Origin of the sequence: Lactobacillus amylolyticus (genome assembly GCF_003999355.1) — a bacterium.
In the GTDB taxonomy this organism is placed as follows: domain Bacteria; phylum Bacillota; class Bacilli; order Lactobacillales; family Lactobacillaceae; genus Lactobacillus; species Lactobacillus amylolyticus.
Genome location: NZ_CP031835.1, coordinates 620888 through 647291, shown reverse-complemented (window position 1 = coordinate 647291; position 26404 = coordinate 620888). Strand labels below are relative to the sequence as shown.

Genomic DNA, 26404 nt, shown 5'->3' with positions numbered 1-26404 from the left:
CTAAATCCCTCATCTTCATCAAATACATAGTTGATTTTACCACATGAAAGCAAGTAAAACTAGTTATTTGAAGGGTTAAACAGTTTTAATTCATCAAGAAATTTCTTAGTTTTTAAATTCAAGTCAATTGTCCCTCTATAAATTCGATCAATTGCTTTTCTAGTAGCCTTTTTTGTATCGGAAGATAGTTTGATTGAGCCTAGCCTTTCAAATGGTAATAAACCTATCGTCCGCAAAATGGCTGTCTCTTTAGGCTTTAGATGCAATCTGCTATTTTCAGTTGCAAAATGATCGCTGCAAATCACGCCACCCAATTTGATCGAATAATCAAAAATACCTGTTTCCTTACCACAAATTAGACAATGCCTTAATTCTGGTTCCACTCCATATGCTTTCAGCATCTGCATCTGCACAATTTGCGTTATCATCTCTGGATCAGTATTTTCATTTATTCGTTCAAGGGCAAACTTCGCAAGCTCATAGTATTTGCCTAAAGGCTGATATTCTACAAAGGCATGATCAATTAAATCCAAAATAAAAGAAGCATAAGCATTTTTGGTTAAATCATTATATAAACCATCATACTGCTTTACTTCTTTATAGGTACGCAGATTGCTTAAACCACGACCATTGGTATAAATGACATAACGACCATATGAAAAGTTCAATGTCGCCGCATTCAACTGCGATTTTGGCCGTAAGGCTCCGCGTACAACTAAGGTAATTATGCCATCTTCTTTAGTTATGATTTTCGCCAGCAAATCTGCTTCTTTATATTTTTGCCTTTTAAAAATGATCCCTTGAACTTCTTTAAGTTCACGCGTCATTAATTTAATTCCTTTTTGTCATATCCAATTAGTTTCAAGAAACTTGGATCTGAACGCCAATTATGTTGGACTTTTACCCAAAGGCGAAGGTTTACTTTTTCACCAAGCAAGTTTTCAATTGCTCTACGCGAATTAATACCAATTTGTTTTAGCATCTTTCCGCCTTTGCCAATGATAATGCCTTTTTGACCATCACGTTCGACATAAATCGTTGCTTCGATTTGCAATTTTCCTTTAATGCGCTGATTCATTCGGTCCACTGCCACAGCGGTAGCATGAGGGACTTCTTGAGCAGTTAGTTGTAAAATTTGCTCACGAATTAACTCTGCGACAACAAAATATTCAGGTCGATCAGTAATTTGGTCCGAGCCATAATATTGCGGACCTTCAGGAAGGTATTTATTTAGGGCAGTTAATAAGTCTGGAATGCCAATACCTTCAGTTGCAGAAACCGGTAGAAATTCTGCAAAATCGCCTAATTTGCGATAAGAATCAATAATTGGCAAAAGCTTATCAGGATGAATTTCATCAACTTTGTTAATAATCAGAAAAACAGGTACTTTTACTTTTTGGAGCAAGTCAGCAACAAACTTGTCATCTTTTCCTGCTTCATCTGGTTCAACCATAAACATTACTAAGTCAACGTCATTCAAACTTGAATAGCTGGCTTTGTCCATATATTCGTCTAGTTTAGAATGCGGCTTAAATATTCCTGGTGTATCAACAAAGACAACCTGCATGTCATCACTTGTATAAATTCCGGAAATTCGATTGCGCGTAGTTTGTGGTTTATTTGACGTAATCGCAACCTTTTCACCGACCAACCGATTCATTAAAGTTGATTTGCCCACATTAGGACGACCAACAATTGCAACAAAACCAGATTTAAACTTTGTTTCTTTTTTCATTACTTTCCTCTGCCAACATCTAACTGATCAGGATATAAAGGCAAACCATATTCTTCTAAAACTTTGCCTTGAATGCCAAACATTTCTTTTGCCTCTTCAGGTTTAATGTGGTCATAACCATTTAGATGCAAAAAGCCGTGGACAACAGTATAACCAAATTCCCGGTCAAAGCCCGTACCATACTCAACACTATGGCGCTTAATGACACTAGGACACATAAAGAGATCACCGATATCTTCTTGAAAATCTGGATCATCAGCAAAAGCGGCCATATCCAGATCATCTTCGCCATCTTCGATAGCAAAAGAAATCACATCAGTTGGACGATCCTTATCGCGATATTTCAGATTGATTTCGTGACTGCGATCCTCATTGACAAAGTTAATACTCATCTCTAAGTTGTTTTTTTTGCCAATTTTAGTTTTAGTAAGCAACAATAATTTTTCTATCCAGTCTTTCCAATATCTCTTATCATCGTTTAAAAAACCGACTTCATCATTATAGGTAATCTCAATTGGATCCATTTTAGCGTTTTGCGTCCTTTTTTTCGTAAGCATTAATAATTTTGGTAACAACTGGGTGACGAACAACATCATTTGCGGAGAAATTAATAAATTTGATTTGATCAATTCCCTTCAAAATATGCTGAGCATCAATTAATCCACTATGTTGGCGACCAGGTAAATCAACCTGAGTCATGTCACCATTGACGATCATTCTTGAATTAAAGCCAAGCCGAGTTAAAAACATCTTCATTTGGGAATCGGTTGTATTTTGGGCTTCGTCCAAAATTACGAAGGCATCATCCAAGGTCCGGCCACGCATATACGCAAGCGGTGCGACTTCGATTGTTCCTCTCTCCATCAACCGATCGGTAGTATTAGTACCCAAAATCGCATAAAGGGAATCATATATTGGTCTTAAATATGGATCTACTTTTTCTTTTAAATCTCCTGGCAAAAATCCGAGTGATTCACCTGCTTCAACAGCAGGTCTGGTTAAAACAATTCGCGATACTTCACCCTTTTTAAAAGCAGCGATTGCACAAACAACGGCTAAGAAGGTTTTACCTGTTCCGGCCGGTCCGATTCCGAAAACGACATCACTTTTTTGAATGGCTTCAACGTAACGCTTTTGCCCCATATTTTTAACTCTAATCGGGCGACCTTTAGCATCCCGAATTAAAATCTTTTTATACAGATCAGCAAAGTATTCCGTTGTACCTTTGTCTGCCATTTTCATTGTACTAACAACGTCGGGCGCACCAATGTTAACACCGGTATTCACAACATTGTCTAATGCTTTTAAAACAGCTAGGACTTTTTTGATGCCATCTTCATTGCTACCGTCAATGACAATTTCATTACCGGTATCTGTGACGGATACATCATAGCCTTCAGATAGCAACTTCAAATTACCATCGTTAATGCCAACTAAATTTTGAATATTTTCTGGTTTTTCAGGAATAAAACTTGTTTGAGCCAAAAGACCCGCTCCCTCTTTATTAATTAAGATGATCGCGAACTAAAGCTGAAGTTTGTTTACCGTCAGCGCGTCCCTTAACTTTAGGCATAACAGCTTTCATAACCTTGCCAAAGTCAGATTTGCCTTTAGCACCAACTTCTTCAATTGTTTCTTTAACGATTTTATCTAATTCATCCTTGGATAATTGCTTTGGCATGTAACCTTCAACCACAGCAAGTTCCTTCTTGGTTTCCTCGACTAAATCGTCTCTCTTAGCCTTTGCGAATTCAGCAATAGATTCTTCTCTTTGCTTCTTTTCGCGGTTAAGTACTGTTAATTCTTCGTCAGCGTTTAATTCGTGACCTAACTTAATCTTTTCATTCATTAATGCAGATTTGATCATCCGCACTGTGTTTAACTTCACTTTATCTTTATCCTTCATAGCTTGTTTCATATCAGCCATGATTTTGTCAGATAAACTCAATGTAGTTCCCTCTTTCTCAAATAAACCTACACCAAAATTATAACAAACTTGCCTATTTTTTTCTGCATAAAATGCAGATAGAAAAAAGATCTGGCAAAACCAGATCTTTTTCTTATTTATTAATAATGTCTACGCTTACGTGCAGCTTCAGACTTAAGCTTTCTACGTACACTTGGTTTTTCATAGAATTCGCGCTTGCGGTATTCTTGTAAGGTACCACTTCTTGAGACGGAACGCTTGAAACGACGAAGAGCATCATCAATAGACTCGTTTTCATGAACGATTGTCTTAGCCATGTGTGATCCCCCCTTCCATTTCTTGGCGTTGCGCCATACGTTTAATTAAATTATAGCAAACGATATTTTTCGGTCAATAGTATCCGTTAATTTTTTGATATTTTTGTAATTTATTTAAAAAGCCATCTTAAAACGGGTTAAGCGATTTCATTTCATGGCGATGTTCGGTATAATTTAGTCAGAAAGAGGTGCAAAGAATGCCAGAAAAAGATAAGAAAATAGAAGTAAATATTATTATTATTTCCGATGCGGCTGGCGATACTGCTTTTAACAACGCAACAGCTGCTGCTGCACAATTCCCAGATGCAAAAATCAATTACCGGCGTTACCCATTTATTACTGATAAGAAGAAACTTGAAGATACTTTTAAAGAAATTGAAAAATATCCAAACTTAGTTCTTATCTATAGTCTAGTTAAAGATGACATGCAATTGACAGTAATTCGCTTTGCTCGCGAACATAAAATTCAAAGCGTAGATATTTTGTCTCCAGTCGTTGAAGCCTTGGCCCAAACCACTGGTATGCGTCCAGTTGAGCAAACCGGTGCTCAGCACAAACTGAATGCTAAATACTTTGATCGTATTTCCGCAATGGAATTTGCTGTTATGTACGACGATGGTAAAGATCCTAAGGGCTTCCTAGAAGCTGATGTAGTTTTGCTTGGTGTTTCAAGAACTTCCAAGACACCATTATCACTGTACTTAGCTTACAACAAGAACTTAAAGGTTGCTAACTTGCCTCTTGTACCTGAAACGCATATTCCTAAAGAAATCTACGAAATTAATCCAAAGAAGATCATCGGATTAACAAATGATCCTTCCGTTTTGAATGAAATTCGCCGTCAAAGAATGATTTCTTATGGTTTGAACCCAGATACTTCATATTCTAACATGGATTCAATCAACAAAGAGCTTGAATCAGCGCAAAAGCTGTACAAGAAGTTGGGTTGCTACGTGATTAATGTTGCTCACCGTTCAATTGAAGAAACAGCTGCTTTAATTATGGATCACCTTGGTATTGAAGATTAAAGTTAAATAATTGCTTCTAAAAGGACATTTTCATGTCCTTTTTTCTTACATTTAATTTGTTAGTAACGGCTTTGTTATATTTCTTCGCTAAAATAGATTTAAATTAAATAAGGGAGATAAGAATTTCGGTTCAAATATTTTGAACCATTCGTTTTTAATGAGATTAAAAAAGTACTATTTATTTCTGTAGTTGCGGCAGCTTTTTCTGCCGTTTCTTTTAGTGCACCTGCTGCACAAGTCAAAGCTGAAACCACAAGCAGCGCAAATACCACTAATAACAGTAAATATACCTGGGGCTATCCTTTTGCCAGCCTCGCTAAAAATGGCGTTAAACTAATGTATAATTCGCAAGTTTTTGGCATTACCGACTATGCTCGCTGCCTCAATCCATTAAGCTACTTCCATGACGGTTGGGACCCTGGTTTGACCAAAACCACTCACAAATACATTAACAAGCATGGCTACCCTTGCAATAACTGGTACCGCAATGTAGGTACCTGGATGAATCCGGTAGCTATGATCGAAAAGAATTTAAATAAATAAACAAGTCGCCTGAGCGCGGCTTTTTTCATGCTATAATCAAACTATTTGAAAGAAGGATTAAGATGAACGACGAACAAGAAAAAAATGCATTAAAACAAAAATTGCAAGCATTAGCAGCAGAAAGTCCTCAAAAAGAGGTCTCTTATCAAGACCTTTTCTCTCCTGCTTTTATGCAAAAGTATACTGACTTTGCCAGTTTTAGCTTTTTCATGCAAGGCCTAAAGATAAAGGATTTCAATCAAATTGCTGATCTAAAAAAAGATCATCTGAATGACTTTGTTAAAAACAACTCTCACTTCACTAGTTGGGATGAAATGCAGCAAGCCGCCGTTAATGAATACATGACTAATCTTTTTTAACAAAAAAGGAAGCGAATTATCTCGCTTCCTTTTAATTTTGTTTAAACTATTTCCTGTTCCTTGAATCTGCCATATACCTTTTCTACTTCACTGACACTTACGAAAGCATACGGATCAGCATGTTCAATAATTTGACGAATATCATACATGTCATAACGGTCAATAATCGTAATCAACACTGTCTTTTCAGTATGGCTGTACGCACCTTCAGCATCGTGGATAATAGTAATACCACGGTGCATTTTATTTTGAATACCGTCAATAATACTTTGCGGATGCTCCGTGATGATTATCACCTGCATCTTCTTATGCTGCGTGTAAATCGCATCGATTACTCGTCCATTGATAAAGATAGTCAAAGCAGAATACAAAGCTCTGGTCCAGCCGAATACAAAACCAGCTGCCGCAATGATTACTAAATTTACGAGAATATTAAACTTGCCATAGCTAGTTCCCGTCTTCATTCGAAAAACTATTCCGATAATATCCAAACCACCGGTAGAAATACCGTTCTTCAGCGCAAAGCCTGTACCAATCCCGTTAATCGTACCCCCGAAAATCGCACAAAGAAGTGGATCCCACTGAACTTCCAAAGGTTGAATTACTCTCATCATGATTGAGCCTAAAACAACAGCAATAATCGTAAAGAAAGTAAATTTATGTCCGATCTTAGTCCAACCTAAAATGAATAATGGTACATTCAAAACAAAATACATCAAAGACGTCGAAATCGTGAACGGGAAAAAGCGTTCACTCACTGAGTTAATCAGCTGAGCAAAACCGGTAATTCCGGATGAGTACATATGCCCCGGCGTCCAGAAAAAATTCAGGGCAATCGCAACAGCTATTGAATAAAACAAGGCTGCTGACAATTTAGAGAAGAAATTATATCTTCGATTAAACCTATCAAGTTGGTCCATCTATTTATTAGTCCTTAGATTTCATAAAAAACAATACATAGATAAGTTTAACAAAAATACTTGATTGAACCAACTCTAATGTTTATTTTTGAACCGTGCTTGATAAGCTGCCCTTCCTGCGGATTCTTCCAGAGCATATCGTTCTGGATTCTTCTTATAAAAATCTTGGTGATATTCCTCTGCTGGATAAAAGGCAGATGCTTTCAAGATCTGCGTCACAATTGGTTTGTCGAAAATACCACTTTCGGCTAACTCTTTCTTGGATTCTTCAGCAATTTTCTTTTGTTCTTCAGAATTATAGTAAATTACTGGACGATACTGATCACCGCGGTCTTGAAACTGGCCCATTGCATCAGTTGGATCCGCAACTTGCCAATAAAGGTCAACCAATTTTCGATAAGGAAATTTCTCTGGATCGAAAGTGATTTTGACAGCTTCAGTATGACCTGTTTTACCGGTACAAACTTCTTCATAAGTTGGATTAGCCACATGACCGCCAGTGTAGCCACTGACTACTTTTTCAATCCCGGGCAAAGTATCAAATGGCTCTACCATGCACCAGAAGCATCCCCCTGAAAAGATTGCTGTATCTAATTTTTTATCTGCCATATAGATGTTCCTTTCCTACTTGATAACTTGTGCACCATGCAGATCAGGCTTCAGGTGAACTAATCGACCATCTAAGCCTTAAAGCTGCAAATGTTTGATAAATGCGCTGCTTCTTTCTGCTTTAATTACGGTCCAAACCTGAAGCTTTATTTTTATCTTTATTATATTTATCCGACATTGCCTGCTTTAATGTAGCGAGCGACATTAATTCTGTAGTAGTACTTACCGTTTAATTTAACTTTCGCACCATAAACAGTTAGACTAGTTCCCTTCTTAAGAGTTGGAACGTAAACGCGTGTGCCCTTGCTGGTATATACGTAAGCATTATGACTTAACGTCTTGCGTGTACCATCAATGTTGCTGGCAACAAGGTGTTGGTTGCTGCCAATCTTATAGAAGTTGCGACCATTAATCCGAACAATACCACCAAGAACTGTTACTTTGCTATAAGTTGGGTAAACATAGCTGCCTGAACGCTTGCCAGTTGAATCATAAACAGCTGCACGGTGCATAACCGTCTTAGTGGTTTTGACAGTCCTGGTAGTTGATGTACTTCTTGAAACACTAGCTGAAGCCTGCTGATTAATATTGGTAGTAGCAGCTTGTGAGCTAGCGCTGCTTGTAGCAGTAGAGCTGGAGTTCATCGTTAAAGGCAACAATGAGATATTGCCGTCAACACTCAGACCGCGCCAATTATCAGTGAATTGCCAAATAATGACTCCGTCCATGGATGGGAAGTAATTGAAGTCAGCTGTATCAATTCGGCCCATCGTAGCATATGAAGCTACCCACAGTGAATTAGGATATTTGGCTAATACAGAACTTGTACTAATGTTGTTGTTCAAAATTGAAGCTGAAGAATAAAGCAAAGGTTGGTAACCTGCAGCTTCTACTTGGTCCATAAATGCCAAAATTGCAGTTGCATTTGCGCTTGCTGAACCAGTAACGACGTTGCCATCCCCTGTTTCATAGTCACAAGCAAGATAAGCACCTGATGGCAAACCCATTGATTTAGCTACAGAGACAGCGTACTTACCTTCAGCAGCTGCGGCTGAAGAATTAGAACTGAAAGTAGCAAAATGATAAGCCATTGGCAACATATTGTTAGCAATTGCACTATTGATTTGGCTTGCACCGTTTGGGTTTTGATAGCTTGTTCCTTCAGAAACCTTTACAATGGCAAATTGGCCTCCAGCTTTTGCCAAACTGCTTACATCACTGCTTTGGTAACTTGAAACATCTACACCATATGATCTTGCGGCAACGCTAGTAGTTGAAGCTTTAACTTTAACTACCGTTGGCAAAACGTGATCATTGTTTAAAACAAATCCGGTCGCCAAAGCAGTCCCACATGCGAGTACCGCCAAAATCTTTTTCTTACTTTGCATCTAATTACCCCGATCTTCTATTTTTATTCTTTTATTTTCAATTTACATTCTATCATGATTTGTATTTTACAACCCTAAATTAGCATGACATTCAGTTAAACAAAATAAAGGCTTTGAACATTGCAAGCGCTACACTTTGAGGTCTGGCAAAGATAAGAGCCAAAGCCAGTAAATCGTTAAAATAATAATTAAAATTATTGCAATAAAAACAATTAATTTTTCAAAAGGACCACCAACTTTATAGTGAAGTTTTGGCCCATGGCACTTTTTTCTAAAAGGCGTCAACCAATTTACGCCCCGCTTGCTAAAACTATCTTCCAATAAATGCAAAAAGTAACCGATCGTTAGTCCCAGCCATAAGCTGCTCCAATAATCTGGCAAATTCCATGAGGTAAATTTGATCGGCATTAATAGACTCATCAAAAAATAGATTCCGCCACTAAAAATCAGGAAGCCAATCAGTGAATGAGTGATTCCCCTGTGCCGCAAAAAAAGACTGAAATTGATGATAGACTTGCGACTCACCGAACTATTATATTCATCAATATCTGGCAAGGAAGCACCGACTCCAGTTCCCAGTAGCATGATAAATGATGATCCAGGATTTATCTGCAAATTGTTGGTTGCAGCCAGGCCGAATTCGATGAGGGCAATACTAAAAATTCTATGGGAACGAGTTAACACTTCTTTCACCTCTTCAAAACAGCTGTTCTCATTGTAGCATACAAAGCCATATCATTTTTATACTTTACATAATTATGCTTATATCATTGGGCACAAAAGAAAAAGTAGCTCAATCAAGCTACTTTCCTCTTATTTTTAAAATCATTTGTCTTAAAAAGCACTAGCGGCCATGTAACGGTTCTTGTTTACTCTATAAGCTTTCACACCGTTAATTGTTCTTTGACCACCATAAGTTACAACAGTTGTACCACTAGCTACTGGTGAAGTTGAAGTTGTAACGCCTTTATTATTAAAGATCGTAGTTGAACTCTTCAATACCCGCTTTACACCATCAATGTTAGCCAACTTAATGTAAGAATTGCTGCCGACACGATAGTAACTGGTGTAATTAATCATGACAGCACCACCGTATATGTTGTAGGTCTTGTAAGTAGTAGCATATCTGCCTGTGAAGACGCCTTCGCTGTTGTAAATCTTAGACTTGGTCATAACCGTCTTCTTAGCGGTTACGCTGCCTGCTGATGGAGCCTGGCTTGAAGCTGCTGTGCTTGAACTTGAAGTAGTCAATGGTAAAAGTGAAATGTTACCGTCAATGTTCAAACCACGCCAATTATCAGTAAATTGCCAAATAATAACACCATTCATTGATGGGAAGTAATTAAAGTTAGGGGTATCAATTCTACCCATCGTTGCGTAAGATGATACCCAAAGTGAATTTGGAAATGCAGCAGTAACTGCACTAGTATTGATGTTATTGTTTAATAATGAAGCGCCTGAGTAAAGCAATGGCTTGTAGCCGCTTGCCTTGATTTGTTTCATGAATGCGATAATTGCTTTGGCACTTGCTGATTTGCCACCATTTACATTATTGCCATCACCAGTTTCCCAGTCACAAGCAATGTATGAACCAGAAGTTAAACCATAGGCCTTTGCACTAGCAACGGCGTATTTTGCTTCTGCAACGGCTTGAGTAGAATTAGCACCAAACAAAGCAAAGTGATATGCCATTGGCATCATACCATTAGCCTTAGCTGAAGCAATTTGTGCCTTAGCTTTTGGGTTACGGTAACTGGTACCTTCACTTACTTTAACAATAGCAAACTTTGCACTGCTTGAGACACTTGATGATTGATAAGCAGAAACGTCCACACCATATGAACGTGGAGCAACTGTCGCTGCCTTAACGGTTTGCGTTTGCTTTGCTGAAAAACTATTGTTTGTAATTGTTACGCTTGCAGTAACTAACATGCTTGCGCAAGTTAAAATGCTTAAAATCTTTTTACTACTCTGTTACAATTAAATTCCCTCATTTTTAAAACTTAAATTCAGTACTTATTCATACCTATCACGCTAACCATAATAACAGATTTGTAGTAGAAAGAATTTACAATACGATAACAAATCTTAGGACTTTTGTAATAAATAAAAAAAGAAACAGCCATTTTAAGCTGTTTCTTTGCATTCTTTTAAGGTTAAAACTAATCTTCATCCCAAGTAGAATTTTGATCAGCGTCTTCTTGAGCCATCTTTTCAAGACGAGCTTCAGTTTCCTTAACGCTCTTTTCAAATGATGGATCAACTTGAATACCGATGTCCTCAAGCTGTTGATCAGTAACAGGAGCTGGAGCGTGCATCATTGGTTCTGATGCTGATGCATTCTTAGGGAATGCGGTAACGTCACGAATGTTGTCCTTTTGAGCAAGCATCATAGCGAAACGATCCAAACCAATAGCCAAACCTGCGTGAGGTGGGAAGCCCATGTCCAAAGCATCCATCAAGTAGCCAAATTGTTCGTAAGCTCTCTTCTTAGTGAAGCCCAAAGCCTTAAACATCTTTTCTTGGATTGAACGCTTGTGAATACGGATTGATCCACCACCCATTTCGTCACCATTCATAACAATATCGTATGAACGAGCGTGGGCCTTGTGTGGGTCAGTATCTAATAATTTAATTCCTTCATCATCTGGCATAGTGAATGGGTGGTGAGCTGCGATCCAGCGGCCAAGACCTTCATCGTATTCAAACAATGGCCAGTCAACAACCCAAACAAAGTCAAACACGCCTTTAGGAATAATGTCAGTTTCATGAGCAAATTCGCGACGTAAGTGGTTCAAGGCATCACAACATACCTTCCACTTGTCAGCAACAAAGACAACCAATTCTCCGCCTTCAAGACCGAATTCTTTCTTCAAAGCTTCTTTGTTTTCATCAGTCAAGAAACGAGCTACAGGACCTGAAAATTCACCATCTTCATATTTAACCCAAGCAAGACCTTTTGCGTGGTAACGCTTGATGTAGTCAGCTTTTTCATCAATCTTCTTACGTGAATATGCCTTAGCACCATTCTTAACGGCAAGACCCTTTACATAGCCGCCATCAGCAATTGCACCAGAGAAGACTTTGAAGTCTGAATCCTTAAAGATTGGACTCAAATCGTGGATGAACATTTCGTAACGAGTATCTGGCTTGTCACAACCATATTTGTTCATTGATTCAGTCCAAGTAATTCTCTTAATAGGAGTCTTAAGGTCGATACCCATAACATCCTTCATTACTTTCTTCAAAAGGCCTTCAGTATAGTCTTCAACACCCTTTTCATCAAGAAAGGAAGTTTCCATATCAATTTGCGTAAATTCTGGTTGACGGTCACCACGCAAGTCTTCGTCACGAAAACAACGTGCAAGCTGGTAATACTTGTCGAAGCCGGCACCCATCAAAAGTTGTTTGAACAATTGTGGTGATTGTGGCAAAGCGTAGAAAGAACCTGGGTAAATTCTTGAAGGTACCAAGTAGTCACGAGCACCCTCTGGGGATGACTTACCCAAGATTGGGGTTTCAATGTCGATGAAGCCATTCTCGTCAAAGAATTCATGAACCGCCTTCAAAATCTTGGCACGCAAAATAATTGCTCTTTGCAAAGTTGGACGACGAAGATCAAGATAACGGTACTTCAAACGAGTTTGTTCGGCAGCATTGATATCATCTTTGATTTCAAATGGTGGAACCTTTGATTTGTTCAAAATATCGATTTCAGTTGCGTAAACTTCAACTTCACCGGTCTTCATATCAGGGTTGACGTCAGAACGCTTTACAACTTTGCCCTTAACTTCAATACAATATTCATTGCCCAAGCTGTCAGCAATATCCATCAATTCCTTACCGGAATCCTTGTTAACAACGATTTGCACGATGCCTTCACGGTCACGCAAGTCAATAAATACCAAATTCCCAAGGTTACGTACGCGTTGTACCCAACCATACAAAGTTACTTCTTGGCCTTCATATTTGGTCGTAATATTGCCACAATAATCTGTTCTTTTGTCCATATGTTCCATTTTTTAGTCCTTCAATTTTTCCATTACAGTTTGCATATCATTTAAATCATCAAGACTAAGATCAATCGTCTTTCCGTCAGCCAAACGTTTGATGTTTAAGGTACCATTTTCAAGCTCCTTAGCACCTAAGGTAATAACGTATTTGGCATGAACACGATCGGCTTTTCTAAATTGTTGCTTCAATTTCTTTTGATCTACATCATATTGAGTCTTGAAGCCTTGCTTTCTAAGTAAGCGTGCAATTTCGATCGTTTTCATTTCAGTACCTTCACCAATATTGGTAATAAAGAAATCAATGCCATTATCCTCAAACAAAGCAGGATTTTGTTCTTTCAAAACAAGCATCAGTCTTTCTTCACCGATACCAAAACCAACAGCAGGAGTTGCAGGACCGCCGAATTCTTCAACAAGGTGATCATAGCGTCCACCACCGAGAATGGTAGTTGCTGATTCCCATAATTTCTTGTCAGCAACCATAAATTCGAAAATAACGCCAGTGTAGTAATCAAGTCCGCGAACCAGATCATCATCGATTACATAGTCAATTCCTAATTGGGTAAGCGTATTAGTGATAGTTTCAAAATTCTTCTTGGCATCATCATCGAGAAATTCACGAATTTTCGGTGCATCTGGCAAGAATTTTTGATCTTCTTCAGCCTTTGAGTCCAAAATTCTAAGTGGATTCATGCTTAAACGTCTTTGTGAATCTTCAGAAAGTTGATCTTTTAGTGGTGTGAAGTAGTCAACCAGGGCGTCATGGTATGCTTTACGAACAGCTGCATTACCTAAAGAATTGATATGTAATTCGTAATTTTTAACACCTAATTCAGCTAACAAATCATGACCCATCATAATTGTCTCAACATCAGCAAGTGGACTGCTTGAACCAAAGCTTTCAACACCAATTTGATGGAATTCACGTTGACGACCAGCTTGTGGTCTCTCATATCTAAAAGTTGGATCAATGTAGAAAACATTAAATGGCTTAACGATTTCCGGTCCATAAAGCTTATTTTCAACATAAGCACGAACCACGCCAGCTGTACCTTCAGGACGAAGGGCAATATGACGTCCACCCTTGTCGTCGAAATCGTACATTTCCTTTTCAACAATATCAGAACTTTCACCACTTGAACGTGCAAATACTTCATAGTTTTCGAACATTGGAGTTCTAATTTCTCGATAATTTGCGCGTTTGAAGAAGTTGCTTGCAGTCTGTTCTACCTTTTCCCATGAATCCGAGGTGCCAGGCAAAATATCGACTGTACCTTTTGGTCTTTGAACTCTCATTTAATCATCCTTTTTTATATTTGACAAAAAAATAAAAAGCGTCCTTGAATTTAATCATGGGCGCTTCAGATTAGCACGGTACCACCTTTTGCTTGCTGCGGTTAACGCTCGCGAAACGAACCATTATCTGCTAAAAGGGTCACAGATTAAGATCTATCTGTTCTCGCACCAATACGAACAGTCTCTTAAATAGATCATGCTAATCCTCAATCTTTGTCATCGATAATTCCTTTTTAGTTTATTGTTTTTAGGTCTTAAAGTCAATCAATGTAAGCGATTTAGTTTAATCTTTCATCAATCGTTTTAATTTTTCGACAGGAATCTGGTCGGCAAAGTTGGTAATCAATTCTTCTAAAATTTGCTCATCTGAAATACCAAACTTACGGTAGCTTTTTATGTCATTTTTGATTGCTTCGACTATGCCCTGGGTAAGGCCTTGATTTAAGCCCTTGCCCATACCTTGTTCAATACCTTGCTACATGCCACGTTCAATGTCTCGCTGCATACCACGCTTCATACCCGCTTCTTCTGCATCCCGTTCGCGTTCGAGCATCTTTGTCTCGTATTCCATAATAATCGACCTCTTTTCCGGATCTCGATTTATTTCTTTGATTTTATTTTTAGCATAATCAAAATGACGATTTAGCTTTACCAGCTCATCGTTCATTAACCTAGCTAGTCCTTGCAAATCTGGACTAACCCCTTTAAATGAACTTTTTGAATTAATAATAACTTTTTGCGCTCCGTCGTTCAACCTTTTTGCCCGATTTTGGTTCAAATAAGTATGGGCCAAATATTTTAAAAGGCCATCTCCTTCAGGATCAAAAGGACATAAGAAAATGATGTATGCTTCTTTCAAATCATGATAAGTCTTTCCTTTGCCTAAACTGTATTCACTATTCAATTTTTAGTATCGCATTCTCGAGCCAATGTCATGATTATTCGCAATCTGCATCTCAACATCATATAGTCGCTGATCCTCGTCTTTAACTAAAATATCCAACCTAACGCCTTTTTGCTTGCGATGATAGTCATTAAGTTCTTTCTGCTTCTCAAGCCAGTCAATACTTTCAATCTTTATCTCTGGCAAAATAATCTGCAGAAGATATTTGCAAAACGCTTTGTTTTACATCACCCAGCCAAATACCTTATCCTCGGTAAACCCAAACCATTTTTGTTCTTGCATATGGTTCAACTTTCTTATCAATGTAAGGAATTTTCTCCCCACTTATATATTCGTAAAAAACGGGATTTTACCGAAAAATAAAAAATCAGTTCAAATTAATGAACTGATTTTTATTCGTCAATTATTAAAGATCAAGAACAATGGTAAAAGGACCATCATTTTCTAAACTAACTTGCATGTCTGCTCCAAATTCGCCGGTTTCAACATGAAAGCCATCATTTTCTAGTTCTTTGTTAAAATCTTCCCACAATTCCTTAGACTTTGGCGGACGCATTGCATCAACAAAGCTTGGACGATTGCCCTTTTTGGTATTAGCTAACAAAGTAAACTGGCTGACGCTCAAGATTTCTCCGCCAACATCTTTCAAAGATAAGTTGGTTTTGCCATTCTCATCCTCAAAAATTCTCATTTTGGCAATTTTGTCAGCGGCTTTTTTGACAACGGGCAATTCATCACCGTTTCTTAAGCCAACTAATAAAAGAAAACCTTTTTGAATTTTGCCAACTGTCTTGCCAGCTATATCAACTTGAGCATGATTGACTCTTTGGATTACAACACGCATCTAATTATCTGACCTCTTTGTTTCATATACATCTGGAATATCACGCAGTTTGCTCAAAATATCATTCAATTGCTCACTGTTGGAAACAGAAACAGTGACATAAATATGAGCGATATTTTCATCATTGACCTTACCAGAAATATTGTTGATGTTTTTAGTCAATGAATTCAATTTGTTAACGACATCGCTTAGCAAGTTACCGCGATTGTAGCCAAAGACTTCAATATTGGCATTAAATGCTTGAGCAGAATTTTCTTCAACATTCTCCCATTCAACGTCGATTAACCGCCCTTGCTGCTGAGCCTCTTTGGTTATGTTCCGGCAGTCGCTTCTGTGAATAGTTACTCCGCGGCCTTTAGTAACATAACCGATAATTTTATCCCCAGGAACAGGGTTGCAGCATTTAGCCAAATGAAGCATCAAATCGCTGACGCCTTGAATCATGACGCCATTCTTGTGCTTGATTTTCATGACCGAAGAGTTGCCGTTCTTCTTTTTCGCCTTTTGCGTATTATCAACTGACTGCTGACCCGCGTTAAGAATGGCCTCTTCCCGCTTCTTCTGCTTTTCTTGTTGGTCTTTTCGTCTGATGTCTTCGGTCAAACGGTTGTAAACGCCCATTGCTGACTGATCGCCAAAGCCAATTGCAGCAAAAAGCTCGTCAGCATCATGGTAGTTAAAGTGATCGAGAATCTTCTCAATATGCTCTTTATCCATGAATTCTTTGGCATTCAAACCATTTTCTCGCAATAAATCAGCAACTTCCTGCTTACCATGTTCAACGCTGTTTTCACGATCCTGTGATCTGAAGTAGCGACGAATCTTGTTGCGAGCACGTGAAGTTTTAACCATATCAACCCAGTCGCGTGAAGGAGCCGCGTTGGATTGCGTCATAATGTCAATCACGTCACCATTTTTAAGCTTATAATCTAGCGGCACCAGCTTGTTGTTTACTTTAGCACCGACTGCATGACTACCAACTTGGGTGTGAATTGCATAAGCAAAGTCCAAAGTAACTGAACCTTTAGGCAATTCATATACTTCTCCTTTTGGTGTGAAAACATAAACGCGATCAGAGAAAATATCGCTCTTCACGCTCTTCATGAATTCATCGGCATCTTTGGTTTCGTCTTTTAATTCCAAAATTTCGCGAAACATGTCAAGCTTATCGCCAGAGGACGTTTCTTGAACACCACTAAAGTTGCCGCGTTTGTATGCCCAGTGAGCCGCAACACCGTATTCAGCAACTTCATGCATTTGTTGAGTTCTGATCTGAATCTCAAGTGGCCGCCCGCCAGGCCCAATAATAGTCGTGTGCAAAGATTGGTAACCATTGACCTTTGGAACGGCAATATAATCCTTAAACCGTCCTGGCATTGGCTTCCATTCCGTATGAACTGCCCCTAAAACGGCATAACAATCACGTACTGTTTTAACGATTACTCTAACTGCCAATAAATCGTAGATTTCATCAAAATCCTTATGCTTATTGACCATCTTCTTATAGATAGAGTAAATATGCTTTGGTCGACCATAAATTTCGTACTTGATGCCTAAGTTGTCCAGCGTCTTTTTCAAAACTGAGATCGCATCAGAAATATACTTTTCCCGTTCGCTCCGCTTAACAGCCATTAAGTTAACGATTCGGTAATAGGCTTCCGGATTCAAATAGTGGAAGGACATATCTTCCAATTCCCACTTGATCGTTCCGATACCAAGACGGTCAGCAAGTGGTGCATAAATATCCATCGTTTCTGAGGCAATCCGGCGTTGCTTATCAGGACGCAAATGCTGCAAAGTATGCATATTGTGAAGTCGATCGGCTAATTTGACCATGATGACCCGCAAATCCTTAGCCATAGCAATCAGCATCTTCCGGTGATTTTCAGCTAAAAATTCTTGGTGAGACTTGTATTGATACTTGTTCAGCTTGGTTACTCCATCAACGATAAAGGCAACATCTTCGCCAAACTCTTTTTTAATGTCATCGTTAGTTACGGGAGTGTCTTCGACAGTATCATGCAAAAATCCTGCGGCAATCGTATCCGGATCAAGACCCAATGCTGCCAAAGTACCAGCAACTTGCGTTGGGTGCATGATATACGGTTGACCTGAAGCTCGCTTTTGACCAGCATGAGCTTTATTGGCAAATTCGTAAGCTTTTTCGACAAAAGCAATTTGCTCATCGTTCATATATTTTTTGCAGGCATCAATTACCTGATCATGAGTCATTTCAACGTATTTTGACATCGATCTTCATTCCCTTCTAACGATAGATTCGGTCACTAATTAAACCAAAAACCTCAAAAATCAAATAAATCACGCCAAAAACGTAATTATATTTGGCAAATCTGGGAATCATGGCTAAATCAAAAACAATCGGTAAGCAAAGCAGCCACCAACGCGACAAGGATCTTTTCTTAATCAGCTTCCCCAGGAAGTAACAGATGACGCTGTTAATGATTAAAAAAACAATTCCCTCACGCAGCACAATCGGAATTTTTAATAAACTCAAAATATAAGGCACGATTGCTACTAATAAGGACCACCAAATGACTGGCATAAATGGATAGTTATTAAGGCGCTTAATCAGCGGTATTGTTTGAAACTTGGACCAGATTTTTTGCATTAGAGATTTTTCCTCTCACAAAAGTTTAATTTAGTATATTCTAGCACGATTATTGATCTTTTCTAGTAATAGAAAGCCCAATCCATCTTTCTTGACGCATCGTAAGATCAATCTTGAAGTTGTTGTCATCCAGTGCCTTTTTAATCTTAGGCAATTGCAAATAATCAATTCCAGAAAAGATGATTTGGCCGCCTTGATTCAAGTGCGCATCCATTTGCGGAATCAGATCAAGCAAAATTTCAGCCAAAATATTGGCAACAATGATATCAAATTTGCCGTCAACGTTGGCAAGTAAGCTGGTCTTTTGCACGCGAATATTATTTAAATCATTCAAAGCAAAGTTTTGCTTAGCGGCAGTCATTGATTCATCTGAAATATCAGTAGCCATAACGTCAGTGGCACCAAGTTTGGAAGCAGCAATTGCCAAAATACCGGAACCAGTACCGACATCAACCACGCTCATAGGCTTGATCATTGCCCGCTCAAGTCCCATCATGGCAAGTTGAGTCGTCTTGTGATTGCCTGTACCAAAAGCCAAACCTGGATCCAGCTTGATCAGTTGCTGATCTTTAAAAGCAGGCTTGTAGTCTTCCCATTCAGGTACAATTGCCAGGTGACGTGAAAAATCAATAACGTGGTAGTACTTTTGCCAAGCTGTATTCCAGTCTTGATCAGCAATATAGCTGGTTGAGATCTTGCCATCCCCGATATTCAGGCCGTATCCTTTCAATTCCTGCAATTTATCGTTGAACTTTTTCACTAAAGCATCCTTATCTGCTTCTTCATCAAAGTAAGCCATAAATTGCATATCCTTAGGCAAATCCTTGATGTCGTCCATCTCAACGACGGTTGAATCATGCAGCCAGCCTGCTTGTTCAAAATCACTGCGTTTTCTGGCTTCTGTTCCTAAGGCATTTAAATTATCTTGGGCATAAATAGTTAATGCATCTTCTACTTCGTGACTGGTTTCAATTTTAATAACTAATAGCTTCATTAATAGTACTTGCTCCTTTAGAATTTTTCTTGTCAATGCTATCATAATTTTCGGAGGAAAGATCATGTCAAAGAAAAAGAAAAAAGATAAACTTGAAAAGACTTTGGTCGAAAAGATTTTAGACCAAAATAAAATTAAATATAGTCAAGCTTCATTCGCCACTCATGAAGATAGCGGCGGCGTTGCTCAAATGGACACATCTATTTTAAAAGACAAAGAACATCTAGTCTACAAGACTCTGGTATGTGAAGGAAATAAAACTGGTCCATTGGTCGGCGTTGTTCCAGTGACTGAACACTTATCAATGAAAAAATTGGCTAAGATTTCTGGCAATAAGAAGTGCGAAATGCTGCCACTAAAGAAATTGCAAAAAACAACCGGCTACGTTCATGGCGCCAATACCCCAATCGGCATCTACTTCAACCATCACCTGCCAATCTTTTTAGATGATTCCATGAATGACGAAGAAGAAGTGGCTGTTTCCAGTGGTGAAGTTGGTCGCAGCGTTTGGCTTAATCCTAAGGATTTAGCAGCTTTTTGCCATGCTAAAGTAACCGATCTGAAAGAATAAAGCGTTTAGAAAACATAGGAGAAGATGATTAGAATGAATATTTTATTAGGTTTGGCCGGCTTTGCAGTTGCCATGGTCGCAGTTGTATTAGTAATGCGAACAGCATTCGTTAAATAAGACAAATTTAATAGAAAGAAAAAGAGGTTGGAATTGATTTCCAATCTCTTTTTTTCTTCGTTATCTCGGACTTTTTCGAGTAGCTTATTAGCAACTTACAGGTCTACATGGCGCCATTTCTTATCCGTTAAAATACGTGCTCCAAGAAGGCCTAGTGGCAAAGCAGCAACGATCATCAATGCTTCAACAAGCCAGAAGGCACCGATATTGATATTGGTGATCCCAAAATTGAAGATTCCCCGATACATGTAAAGTCCTGGAACCATAATAACGATTGAAGGAACGGTTAAGGCAATTCGTGGGAAACCAACCTTATTTCTAACGATGCTGGCTAAGAGTCCTGCAATTAGCGCACCGATGAAGGCAGCTAGGGCTGCTGGAAAATGTGCGTAATCGACAAGGCTTAATCTAGTGGTATTAGCGATAGCTCCGATAAATGCAGCGGTCAGTGCCATTGACGATTTGGAATTAAACATAATTGAGAAGCCGAAGACTCCGCACATGCTGGCGATTAGTCGCAGACCGGTTAAAACAGGAATACTCAAGTTAAGATCTGGCATGTTCCCTGGCTTAAGCTGCAAGATCATCGCCATCCCCCATCCGGCCATGGTCGCAATCAAAATTATCAAGACGGCATAGGTCATTCGCTCAAGGCCAGACCTCATGTCCAGTTTTGACATGTCCAGTCCTGACGTAATAAATGGGAAACCGGGAATAACGAAGAGCATTGAACCAATATAGCCATATGCATGATCGTAATTAATATGGAAGAAAAGTCGCAAAAGCGAGAATGCAATCCAGTAAAAGAGGCAGGCAATGGCAACGCCAACGGCAATTTTGGCAACGAGCGTAATTTTTCGCTTACCCATCTCGCTTCTGACATAGTTGCCCATCCCCGCGCCGCAAAAAGCACAGATCACTTCAGGCGATCCTCCACCTAGTAAAAAGATGAAGCCGCCACAGGCTAAACCGGCAGCTAGACCTGAAATCCAGGTTGGATAGGTACTCTTATATTGGTTAATTTCATTCAAACGGGTTTTGATTTGCCCAAGAGTCCAGTGACCGTGACCGGCTCTGAACTGCCGGACGAATTTTTCCATTTGGTTTAGCTTGGTCATGTTCACGCTAGTTGCCGGCAAGGACAAGGTTTGTGAATATGATTGATTATCCACATCAAAGCAGGTGTACTCAATTGAGACCAAACCAATATCGGCCGAACAGGTAATTCCGAGCGTTCGTGCAATGGTATCCATCGAATCGCGGACACGCCAGGCACCAGTACCGCATCCCAGCATCATGATACCAACCCGGCCAACCAGTGAGCCTTTTTCAACTAAGGTTGCGTCACGAGCCAAGGTGTCGTCATCACTTTTGAAAAATTCTTCCCAGCGAACTCGCATGTGATGGTGATGTGATAACTTTCGTTTGCTTACTTTTTCTCTTTCCTTTTCTTCGTTCATAATGCCTCTGAATCAACTTCTATCTAATTAGTTAGCTTTTACAATTCTACCATATTAAGATAAAAATATTTATTTTGTTTTCAAGTGATAAGCAATTGTTATTTAATACGGCTACATATAGATTTTAAAATAACATTGCTTATTGTTATTGCCTAGTGTTTACTCTCCATAAAGTCTATTTATCAAGCATCTTTAGCATTTTGCATTTTGAAATTAAATAATATATTTACAAGCTAAATATTTTTAGATGATCAATCTGAACAAGCAGGTTCTTCTCAAAGTCAAGCAGTTGACCAATCTGCTGCTCAATCAGCAGATGACCAATCAAATGGCCAAACCACTGATCAGCAAAATCAACCAGCTGTTCAATCTGAAGAAGCAAGCAGCACAGAAGCCAAAGAATTGACTTCCGACACATACCAAGTCAATAATGTTTCTGCTTCCGACACAGATAAGACCAATGATGCTTCCAGCCATGAAGACTTGAATGTCAACTTAGGTCAAACTCAATACAAGAGTCTTGATCCTATCTTGTCTAACGATGTCGATCTGACTTACCAAAATAAAAATATCGGTAAAATTACCCAAAACGGTTCAAGTGGCTATCGCATTACCTTTAACAGTAATTTGCATGACTTCGGTACTCCCGTTAACGTCAACCTTGACTTGCAATGGGCCAATGCAACTGATAAGGCAGGCGCTAACTCTGCCCTCGTCTACCAAGCTACTTCAGATAAAGACGAAGACGGTCAAGACCTCACGACAACTATTCCAAATGATGTAAAAATTGGTGATTCAACCTACAGCAGCGACTTAACTGCTCAACTGGTTCAACAGTGAATTCTTAACCGCCCAATTAGACAAGACTGGCTATGACTTCATTGTTACCATCAAAGTTCCAAACAACCACTATTGGAACTATGGCTGGACTTCAGAACAAGATCTTATCAACGCAATTAAAAATCAAGTCGTGGCTCCACAAAACCAAGTGGTAACCAACAGCGTTAACGGCGTCAGCGGTGTTTATGCATTTACTAAAACACAAACCGGCAATAAGCCAGATCCAGGCAACGTTCAAGTTACTCGTACAATCAACGATAACTGGACTGATCCTAACCGTCCTGATACTCCTTCATACTTGGCAAGCTACTACATCGTCATTCCAAACCACAACGTTTTGCTCAAAGGCGGCCTGACCTTCTTAGTTGTCAGTCATGATGGCTTCACTCTGCCAGGACATTACTAATGCAAATGAAGATTGGGCAGCTAGCTGCAACTGGTGGCAATTATGGCCCATACGGTCAACCTGGCTATAGTGCGGTTACTGACAACAAAACTCTTTGGGATTCATTGCAAAACACGGGCATCGCTTATGATTCAGTTGTTAACAATGAAACCAATCAAGAAGTTGCCAGCGGCGCGCTTAGCTGGGGGGCTGGCATTGGCGTTTTGTACTACAACAGCGGCACTGCTTTAAACGACGGTCAAGTTAGCTACCTGGTCACTGCACACCTGACCTTCAAGGATGACACTGATCCAAACAACATTACGGAAATTACGCCAGTAAATGACTTCTACTTCCAACAGCCAACTGGTACCGACATCAAATTCAGTACTGATGCTGATACTTATTTGAGTTCATTGCTCGGCAAGTACGACCTGGACAAGTTTGTTTCTGTTAACAAAGATGGCAGTGAAACTGCCCTTTCACCAGACAAGGATGAAGACATTGATAAGCTTTCCAGCTACGCATATGGCAAGCTTGATCAAACCAAAGCAAGTTCAGATACGGCTCCAATGGAATTAGTAGTTTACTTTAAGCAAAAATCCAGTGAACCAACTGAGCCTGAAACTACTACTAAGAAAGTCACTGAAACCATCAACTACTTTTTTGAAGATGAAAACGGTAATCCAACTAACGAAGCGAGTCGCCAATCTACGAGCGCTGAATTGACCTTCAATGGCACTATACCTGCCGGTTCAACTGGTGACTACACTTGGACGCCTGAATCAGGCAGCTTTGCCGCTCAAATCATCGCTAGTGAAGATGGCTATGATTTAATTTCAGCTCTTCTCAGCGATGGAACCGATGAATTAACAACGCTTGCCGACGGTACGAAGCAAGTCAAGGCCATTAGCGTTGATCCATCTTCTGCAGATCAGGTTGTAACGGTTACTTTCAAGAAGAAGGCAGCTGCACCAAATAAGCCAACTGATCAAGGTTCAAATCCAACTAGTCAACCTACAAATGAACCTGATGATCAGCCATCTACTCCACCACAACCTTCACAACAACAGCCAAATCAACCATCACAGGTACCTACACCGAAGACTTCAGCTCCAGCTGCTTCAAATGATCAAGACGTTGCTCCTCATGGTGAATCTGAAAATGCAAAGCAAACTAAGTCTACTAAGACTGCTGCAACAACTACAACAACTAGACCTAAAGCAACGACAATTGTCTTAAGCAGCAAGCACAATAATGAAAAGAATATTTCTTCTAATATTACCAATACTTCAGCAAACAGCAATAATTCTTTTACCAAGGCTGAAGAATTGCCACAAACCGGCGCTAAACAAAACAAGCTTGCACTGATCGGTTTGGCATTTGTATCACTTGCTGGTCTGATTGGATTGGCAGGTACGCGCAATCGTAAAAATTAATCATTAACATCATTAAACTATAGCTATACAAAAAGCCCACTAGATGAATTTCTAGTGAGCTTTTTTGTACTTTGATTTTTAAACCAATTTCTTCTTATGCAGGAAACGCATCACCGCGTCATGCATTGCTTCCGGCTGTTCCGCCTGAATCAAGTGACCACAGTTATCAATGACTTCAGTTTCAATGTCCGGATTAATCTCCTTAACGGCGTCCGTGAAGTGATAGTCAAAGAATGGTGAATTCTTCCCTGCCAAAACCAGCATTGGTACAGGCATTTCTTTCAAAATATCGCGCCAATCCTGTTCAGCATGATCAATTAGGCATTTATAATTGTCTCTTGCATCATAAGGGAAAACCTCTTGCTCTTCTTTTGCCGCCTCAAACATTTCGTCAGCAATATGAGCATAGAAGGCTTTGCCAAAAGGCCGTTTCAGATAGTCGGGATAATTCATCCACGACAGATCTCTAAACCCATACTGCCAATCAATATCGGCAATCATCTTAGGCGATTGATCCAGATCAACCATCGCGCAAAGTCTGCCTTTGCCGTAAAGATCCAAATAGGACCACAAGTTGGCCGCACCCATTGAATTGCCGATGCCAATGACATCATGCAGGTTCAAAGATGCCAACAATTCTTCAACATCTGCGGCGTGCCGCGCAATGCGTTGACCCTTGTCTGTCCGCTCTGATTGCCCCTGGTTGCGCGGATCAAGCAAAATGATCCTATATATGGGATTAAAAAGCGAGATCATTTTATGCCAGAACTGGCTCGTCCCGCCAATGCCGGGAATCCCTAAAATGACCTTCTTGTCCTTTTCGCCTGTATCACTATAATGCAAAGCTACATGATCAGTTGTAACAAATCTCATTTACCTTAGTCCAAATCAACAGTGTTTAAAACTTCTTGCATCTTGTCAGCTGAGTTAAGCATCTTCTTCTTTTCATCATCTGACAATTCCGTCTCGATGACGTAGCTAATGCCGGAGCCGTCAATTGCTGCTGGAGTACCTAAGTAAAGTTCATGGTTAATGCCATACTTGCCTTTTACAGGTGCTGAAAGTGGCAAAACAATTGAACGGTTATCCAGGATAGCTGACACAATTTGAGTAAGCATCATTGCAACACCATAGAAGGTTGCACCTTTGTTGGCAATGATCTTGCCGCCCTTCTTGCGAATGTCGGTTTCAACTTGTGCCAATACATCATCGCTAAGTTCATCATATGACTTAAGTGGCTTGCCATTAATAGTTGATTCGTCAAAGTTTTCAAAAGAAGTGTCGCCGTGTTCACCAAGAACCATTGAGTTTACTTTTGCAACAGGAACGCCAACCTTCTTAGCCAATTCAACTCTCAATCTCATTGAATCAAGTGAGGAACCGGTGCCGATAACCTTGTTCTTAGGGAAGCCTGACAATTTCTGCGTCAAAGTAGTCAAGATATCAACTGGGTTAGCGGAAACAACGAAGATGCCGTGGAAGCCTGAGTCAACAACTGGCTTAACGATACTCTTCAAGATCTTGACGTTTTTGGCAACAAGGTCAAGACGAGTCTCGCCTGGCTTTCTTGGAACACCGGCGGTGATAACACAAACATCTGCATCTTTAGCATCGCTGTATTCACCTGGGTGGATGTCAGTTTGACCCATGAATGGCGTAATGTCTTCAAGGTCCATTGAGTCACCTACTGGACGTTGTTTAGCAACATCGCAGATAATCAATTCTTTAACATCACAGTTTTGCAATAAGTCGTTAGCAAAAGTTGAACCAACGGCACCGTCACCAACAAGCAATACTTTTCTAGTCATAATTTGTTCTCTCATTAAAAAATAATATCTTTCCAATACCTACATTTTTATTATACTACAAGCGCTTACATTATTGCTAGATTAAGGCTAAATAGTTTTTTATTTTAGGAACAAAAAAACAGCGCGATTTACATCGCGCCGTTTTGAGCTAAAAATATAGGAATTTTGAAAACTTACTAATTATTTTAATTACGTTTTCTGTCACTTGCAAGTCCGAGCAATCATGCTGAAATCCTGCTGCGCTCTTGCCAGCTTTAGCAGATGCTGCGTGAGGGGCT

The 26404-nt window shown here is 39.5% G+C and carries 31 protein-coding genes; 8 read left to right on the top strand and 23 right to left on the bottom strand.

What is annotated here, in order from left to right:
• Window positions 1-59: 59 nt before the first annotated feature.
• The 6 genes from recO to rpsU form a co-directional block, all read right to left on the bottom strand.
• Window positions 60-827 (bottom strand): DNA repair protein RecO, encoded by a 768-nt coding sequence (gene recO / locus D0Z64_RS03320; protein ID WP_127345597.1) that lies wholly within the window; start codon window positions 825-827, stop codon window positions 60-62.
• The gene (gene era, locus D0Z64_RS03315) at window positions 827-1735 is read right to left on the bottom strand and encodes a GTPase Era (RefSeq protein WP_006351198.1); all 909 of its coding nucleotides are present in this window, start codon (window positions 1733-1735) and stop codon (window positions 827-829) included. Before era ends, recO begins: the two co-directional genes overlap by 1 nt.
• Window positions 1735-2259, bottom strand: a complete 525-nt coding sequence (gene ybeY, locus D0Z64_RS03310; protein WP_080881368.1) for an rRNA maturation RNase YbeY — start codon at window positions 2257-2259, stop codon at window positions 1735-1737. Before ybeY ends, era begins: the two co-directional genes overlap by 1 nt.
• A gap of 1 nt (window position 2260) precedes the next feature.
• Window positions 2261-3220: a PhoH family protein gene (locus D0Z64_RS03305; protein ID WP_006351200.1), complete on the bottom strand. Its 960-nt coding sequence runs from the start codon at window positions 3218-3220 to the stop codon at window positions 2261-2263.
• 19 nt (window positions 3221-3239) lie between these two features.
• The gene (locus D0Z64_RS03300) at window positions 3240-3683 is read right to left on the bottom strand and encodes a GatB/YqeY domain-containing protein (protein WP_080881367.1); all 444 of its coding nucleotides are present in this window, start codon (window positions 3681-3683) and stop codon (window positions 3240-3242) included.
• 119 nt (window positions 3684-3802) lie between these two features.
• Window positions 3803-3979: a 30S ribosomal protein S21 gene (gene rpsU / locus D0Z64_RS03295; protein ID WP_002880182.1), complete on the bottom strand. Its 177-nt coding sequence runs from the start codon at window positions 3977-3979 to the stop codon at window positions 3803-3805.
• Between the two features lie 197 nt (window positions 3980-4176).
• Between rpsU and D0Z64_RS03290 the strand changes: the two genes are divergently transcribed.
• From D0Z64_RS03290 to D0Z64_RS03280, 3 genes are all read left to right on the top strand, one after another.
• On the top strand, window positions 4177-5007 hold the full coding sequence (locus D0Z64_RS03290) for a pyruvate, water dikinase regulatory protein (RefSeq protein ID WP_127345596.1): 831 nt from the start codon (window positions 4177-4179) through the stop codon (window positions 5005-5007).
• A 336-nt stretch (window positions 5008-5343) separates the two neighbouring features.
• Window positions 5344-5550, top strand: a complete 207-nt coding sequence (locus D0Z64_RS03285) for a hypothetical protein (protein ID WP_127345595.1) — start codon at window positions 5344-5346, stop codon at window positions 5548-5550.
• Between the two features lie 62 nt (window positions 5551-5612).
• Window positions 5613-5909, top strand: coding sequence for a hypothetical protein (locus D0Z64_RS03280; RefSeq protein ID WP_127345594.1), 297 nt, complete (start codon window positions 5613-5615; stop codon window positions 5907-5909).
• A 41-nt stretch (window positions 5910-5950) separates the two neighbouring features.
• Here D0Z64_RS03280 and D0Z64_RS03275 read toward each other — a convergent pair whose 3' ends face one another.
• The 14 genes from D0Z64_RS03275 to prmA all read right to left on the bottom strand — a co-directional run bounded on the left by D0Z64_RS03275 (window position 5951) and on the right by prmA (window position 19506).
• Window positions 5951-6829 carry a YitT family protein gene (locus tag D0Z64_RS03275; protein WP_127345593.1) on the bottom strand — a complete coding sequence of 293 codons (879 nt, stop codon included), beginning with the start codon at window positions 6827-6829 and terminating at the stop codon, window positions 5951-5953.
• Between the two features lie 75 nt (window positions 6830-6904).
• On the bottom strand, window positions 6905-7438 hold the full coding sequence (msrA, locus tag D0Z64_RS03270; RefSeq protein ID WP_127345592.1) for a peptide-methionine (S)-S-oxide reductase MsrA: 534 nt from the start codon (window positions 7436-7438) through the stop codon (window positions 6905-6907).
• Between the two features lie 167 nt (window positions 7439-7605).
• Window positions 7606-8826 carry an SLAP domain-containing protein gene (locus tag D0Z64_RS03265; RefSeq protein ID WP_127345591.1) on the bottom strand — a complete coding sequence of 407 codons (1221 nt, stop codon included), beginning with the start codon at window positions 8824-8826 and terminating at the stop codon, window positions 7606-7608.
• 129 nt (window positions 8827-8955) lie between these two features.
• Window positions 8956-9510: a metal-dependent hydrolase gene (locus tag D0Z64_RS03260; protein ID WP_164742120.1), complete on the bottom strand. Its 555-nt coding sequence runs from the start codon at window positions 9508-9510 to the stop codon at window positions 8956-8958.
• Window positions 9511-9660: 150 nt separating this feature from the next.
• Entirely contained in the window at window positions 9661-10758 is a 1098-nt protein-coding gene (locus D0Z64_RS03255) for a GH25 family lysozyme (protein ID WP_133286299.1), read from the bottom strand.
• A 230-nt stretch (window positions 10759-10988) separates the two neighbouring features.
• A complete protein-coding gene (gene aspS, locus D0Z64_RS03250) occupies window positions 10989-12845 on the bottom strand; it encodes an aspartate--tRNA ligase (protein WP_164742119.1) in 1857 nt (618 codons plus the stop codon).
• A gap of 3 nt (window positions 12846-12848) precedes the next feature.
• Entirely contained in the window at window positions 12849-14135 is a 1287-nt protein-coding gene (hisS, locus tag D0Z64_RS03245) for a histidine--tRNA ligase (RefSeq protein WP_127345588.1), read from the bottom strand.
• 283 nt (window positions 14136-14418) lie between these two features.
• Window positions 14419-14592 (bottom strand): hypothetical protein, encoded by a 174-nt coding sequence (locus tag D0Z64_RS08320; protein ID WP_155860190.1) that lies wholly within the window; start codon window positions 14590-14592, stop codon window positions 14419-14421.
• 18 nt (window positions 14593-14610) lie between these two features.
• A complete protein-coding gene (locus tag D0Z64_RS03240) occupies window positions 14611-15039 on the bottom strand; it encodes a hypothetical protein (protein ID WP_127345587.1) in 429 nt (142 codons plus the stop codon).
• 3 nt (window positions 15040-15042) lie between these two features.
• Entirely contained in the window at window positions 15043-15225 is a 183-nt protein-coding gene (locus D0Z64_RS08315) for a PD-(D/E)XK nuclease family transposase (RefSeq protein ID WP_006352347.1), read from the bottom strand.
• Window positions 15226-15445: 220 nt separating this feature from the next.
• Entirely contained in the window at window positions 15446-15883 is a 438-nt protein-coding gene (gene dtd / locus D0Z64_RS03235; RefSeq protein WP_080881360.1) for a D-aminoacyl-tRNA deacylase, read from the bottom strand.
• Entirely contained in the window at window positions 15884-18133 is a 2250-nt protein-coding gene (locus tag D0Z64_RS03230) for a RelA/SpoT family protein (protein ID WP_127345586.1), read from the bottom strand.
• Between the two features lie 16 nt (window positions 18134-18149).
• Complete coding sequence (locus D0Z64_RS03225) at window positions 18150-18512, bottom strand: hypothetical protein (RefSeq protein ID WP_006352344.1); 363 nt, start codon at window positions 18510-18512, stop codon at window positions 18150-18152.
• A 49-nt stretch (window positions 18513-18561) separates the two neighbouring features.
• Window positions 18562-19506, bottom strand: a complete 945-nt coding sequence (gene prmA / locus D0Z64_RS03220) for a 50S ribosomal protein L11 methyltransferase (RefSeq protein ID WP_080881358.1) — start codon at window positions 19504-19506, stop codon at window positions 18562-18564.
• Window positions 19507-19570: 64 nt separating this feature from the next.
• Between prmA and D0Z64_RS03215 the strand changes: the two genes are divergently transcribed.
• Complete coding sequence (locus D0Z64_RS03215; RefSeq protein ID WP_006352342.1) at window positions 19571-20077, top strand: aminoacyl-tRNA deacylase; 507 nt, start codon at window positions 19571-19573, stop codon at window positions 20075-20077.
• Between the two features lie 212 nt (window positions 20078-20289).
• Here D0Z64_RS03215 and D0Z64_RS03210 read toward each other — a convergent pair whose 3' ends face one another.
• Window positions 20290-21654, bottom strand: coding sequence for a threonine/serine exporter family protein (locus D0Z64_RS03210; RefSeq protein ID WP_080881357.1), 1365 nt, complete (start codon window positions 21652-21654; stop codon window positions 20290-20292).
• Between the two features lie 247 nt (window positions 21655-21901).
• Here D0Z64_RS03210 and D0Z64_RS08310 point away from each other — a divergent pair, with 247 nt between their 5' ends.
• The 4 genes from D0Z64_RS08310 to D0Z64_RS03195 all read left to right on the top strand — a co-directional run bounded on the left by D0Z64_RS08310 (window position 21902) and on the right by D0Z64_RS03195 (window position 24318).
• Window positions 21902-22060 (top strand): hypothetical protein, encoded by a 159-nt coding sequence (locus D0Z64_RS08310; protein WP_164742118.1) that lies wholly within the window; start codon window positions 21902-21904, stop codon window positions 22058-22060.
• A complete protein-coding gene (locus D0Z64_RS03205) occupies window positions 22057-22494 on the top strand; it encodes a hypothetical protein (protein WP_006352335.1) in 438 nt (145 codons plus the stop codon). The genes D0Z64_RS08310 and D0Z64_RS03205 overlap by 4 nt, the downstream gene beginning before the upstream one ends.
• Window positions 22495-22624: 130 nt before the next feature.
• Window positions 22625-22900: a hypothetical protein gene (locus tag D0Z64_RS03200; RefSeq protein ID WP_127345585.1), complete on the top strand. Its 276-nt coding sequence runs from the start codon at window positions 22625-22627 to the stop codon at window positions 22898-22900.
• Entirely contained in the window at window positions 22900-24318 is a 1419-nt protein-coding gene (locus D0Z64_RS03195) for an LPXTG cell wall anchor domain-containing protein (RefSeq protein WP_127345584.1), read from the top strand. Before D0Z64_RS03200 ends, D0Z64_RS03195 begins: the two co-directional genes overlap by 1 nt.
• 78 nt (window positions 24319-24396) lie before the next feature.
• On the opposite strand, the gene D0Z64_RS03190 is transcribed toward D0Z64_RS03195, so the two are convergent.
• Together D0Z64_RS03190 and D0Z64_RS03185 are read right to left on the bottom strand one after the other, a co-directional pair.
• Window positions 24397-25191 carry an alpha/beta fold hydrolase gene (locus tag D0Z64_RS03190; protein ID WP_080881354.1) on the bottom strand — a complete coding sequence of 265 codons (795 nt, stop codon included), beginning with the start codon at window positions 25189-25191 and terminating at the stop codon, window positions 24397-24399.
• A gap of 5 nt (window positions 25192-25196) precedes the next feature.
• Window positions 25197-26126, bottom strand: coding sequence for an L-lactate dehydrogenase (locus D0Z64_RS03185; RefSeq protein ID WP_040457293.1), 930 nt, complete (start codon window positions 26124-26126; stop codon window positions 25197-25199).
• Between the last annotated feature and the right edge of the window lie 278 nt (window positions 26127-26404).

Bases quoted from the DNA above. Each gene is read 5' to 3' on its own strand.
- recO (WP_127345597.1), bottom strand. From the start codon at position 827: ATGACGCGTGAACTTAAAGAAGTTCAAGGGATCATTTTTAAAAGGCAA.
- era (WP_006351198.1), bottom strand. From the start codon at position 1,735: ATGAAAAAAGAAACAAAGTTTAAATCTGGTTTTGTTGCAATTGTTGGT.
- ybeY (WP_080881368.1), bottom strand. From the start codon at position 2,259: ATGGATCCAATTGAGATTACCTATAATGATGAAGTCGGTTTTTTAAAC.
- rpsU (WP_002880182.1), bottom strand. From the start codon at position 3,979: ATGGCTAAGACAATCGTTCATGAAAACGAGTCTATTGATGATGCTCTT.
- D0Z64_RS03290 (WP_127345596.1), top strand. From the start codon at position 4,177: ATGCCAGAAAAAGATAAGAAAATAGAAGTAAATATTATTATTATTTCC.
- D0Z64_RS03285 (WP_127345595.1), top strand. From the start codon at position 5,344: ATGTATAATTCGCAAGTTTTTGGCATTACCGACTATGCTCGCTGCCTC.
- D0Z64_RS03280 (WP_127345594.1), top strand. From the start codon at position 5,613: ATGAACGACGAACAAGAAAAAAATGCATTAAAACAAAAATTGCAAGCA.
- D0Z64_RS03275 (WP_127345593.1), bottom strand. From the start codon at position 6,829: ATGGACCAACTTGATAGGTTTAATCGAAGATATAATTTCTTCTCTAAA.
- msrA (WP_127345592.1), bottom strand. From the start codon at position 7,438: ATGGCAGATAAAAAATTAGATACAGCAATCTTTTCAGGGGGATGCTTC.
- D0Z64_RS03265 (WP_127345591.1), bottom strand. From the start codon at position 8,826: ATGCAAAGTAAGAAAAAGATTTTGGCGGTACTCGCATGTGGGACTGCT.
- D0Z64_RS03255 (WP_133286299.1), bottom strand. From the start codon at position 10,758: ATGTTAGTTACTGCAAGCGTAACAATTACAAACAATAGTTTTTCAGCA.
- aspS (WP_164742119.1), bottom strand. From the start codon at position 12,845: ATGGAACATATGGACAAAAGAACAGATTATTGTGGCAATATTACGACC.
- hisS (WP_127345588.1), bottom strand. From the start codon at position 14,135: ATGAGAGTTCAAAGACCAAAAGGTACAGTCGATATTTTGCCTGGCACC.
- D0Z64_RS08320 (WP_155860190.1), bottom strand. From the start codon at position 14,592: ATGGGCAAGGGCTTAAATCAAGGCCTTACCCAGGGCATAGTCGAAGCA.
- dtd (WP_080881360.1), bottom strand. From the start codon at position 15,883: ATGCGTGTTGTAATCCAAAGAGTCAATCATGCTCAAGTTGATATAGCT.
- D0Z64_RS03230 (WP_127345586.1), bottom strand. From the start codon at position 18,133: ATGTCAAAATACGTTGAAATGACTCATGATCAGGTAATTGATGCCTGC.
- D0Z64_RS03225 (WP_006352344.1), bottom strand. From the start codon at position 18,512: ATGCAAAAAATCTGGTCCAAGTTTCAAACAATACCGCTGATTAAGCGC.
- prmA (WP_080881358.1), bottom strand. From the start codon at position 19,506: ATGAAGCTATTAGTTATTAAAATTGAAACCAGTCACGAAGTAGAAGAT.
- D0Z64_RS03215 (WP_006352342.1), top strand. From the start codon at position 19,571: ATGTCAAAGAAAAAGAAAAAAGATAAACTTGAAAAGACTTTGGTCGAA.
- D0Z64_RS03210 (WP_080881357.1), bottom strand. From the start codon at position 21,654: ATGAACGAAGAAAAGGAAAGAGAAAAAGTAAGCAAACGAAAGTTATCA.
- D0Z64_RS08310 (WP_164742118.1), top strand. From the start codon at position 21,902: ATGATCAATCTGAACAAGCAGGTTCTTCTCAAAGTCAAGCAGTTGACC.
- D0Z64_RS03195 (WP_127345584.1), top strand. From the start codon at position 22,900: ATGCAAATGAAGATTGGGCAGCTAGCTGCAACTGGTGGCAATTATGGC.
- D0Z64_RS03190 (WP_080881354.1), bottom strand. From the start codon at position 25,191: ATGAGATTTGTTACAACTGATCATGTAGCTTTGCATTATAGTGATACA.
- D0Z64_RS03185 (WP_040457293.1), bottom strand. From the start codon at position 26,126: ATGACTAGAAAAGTATTGCTTGTTGGTGACGGTGCCGTTGGTTCAACT.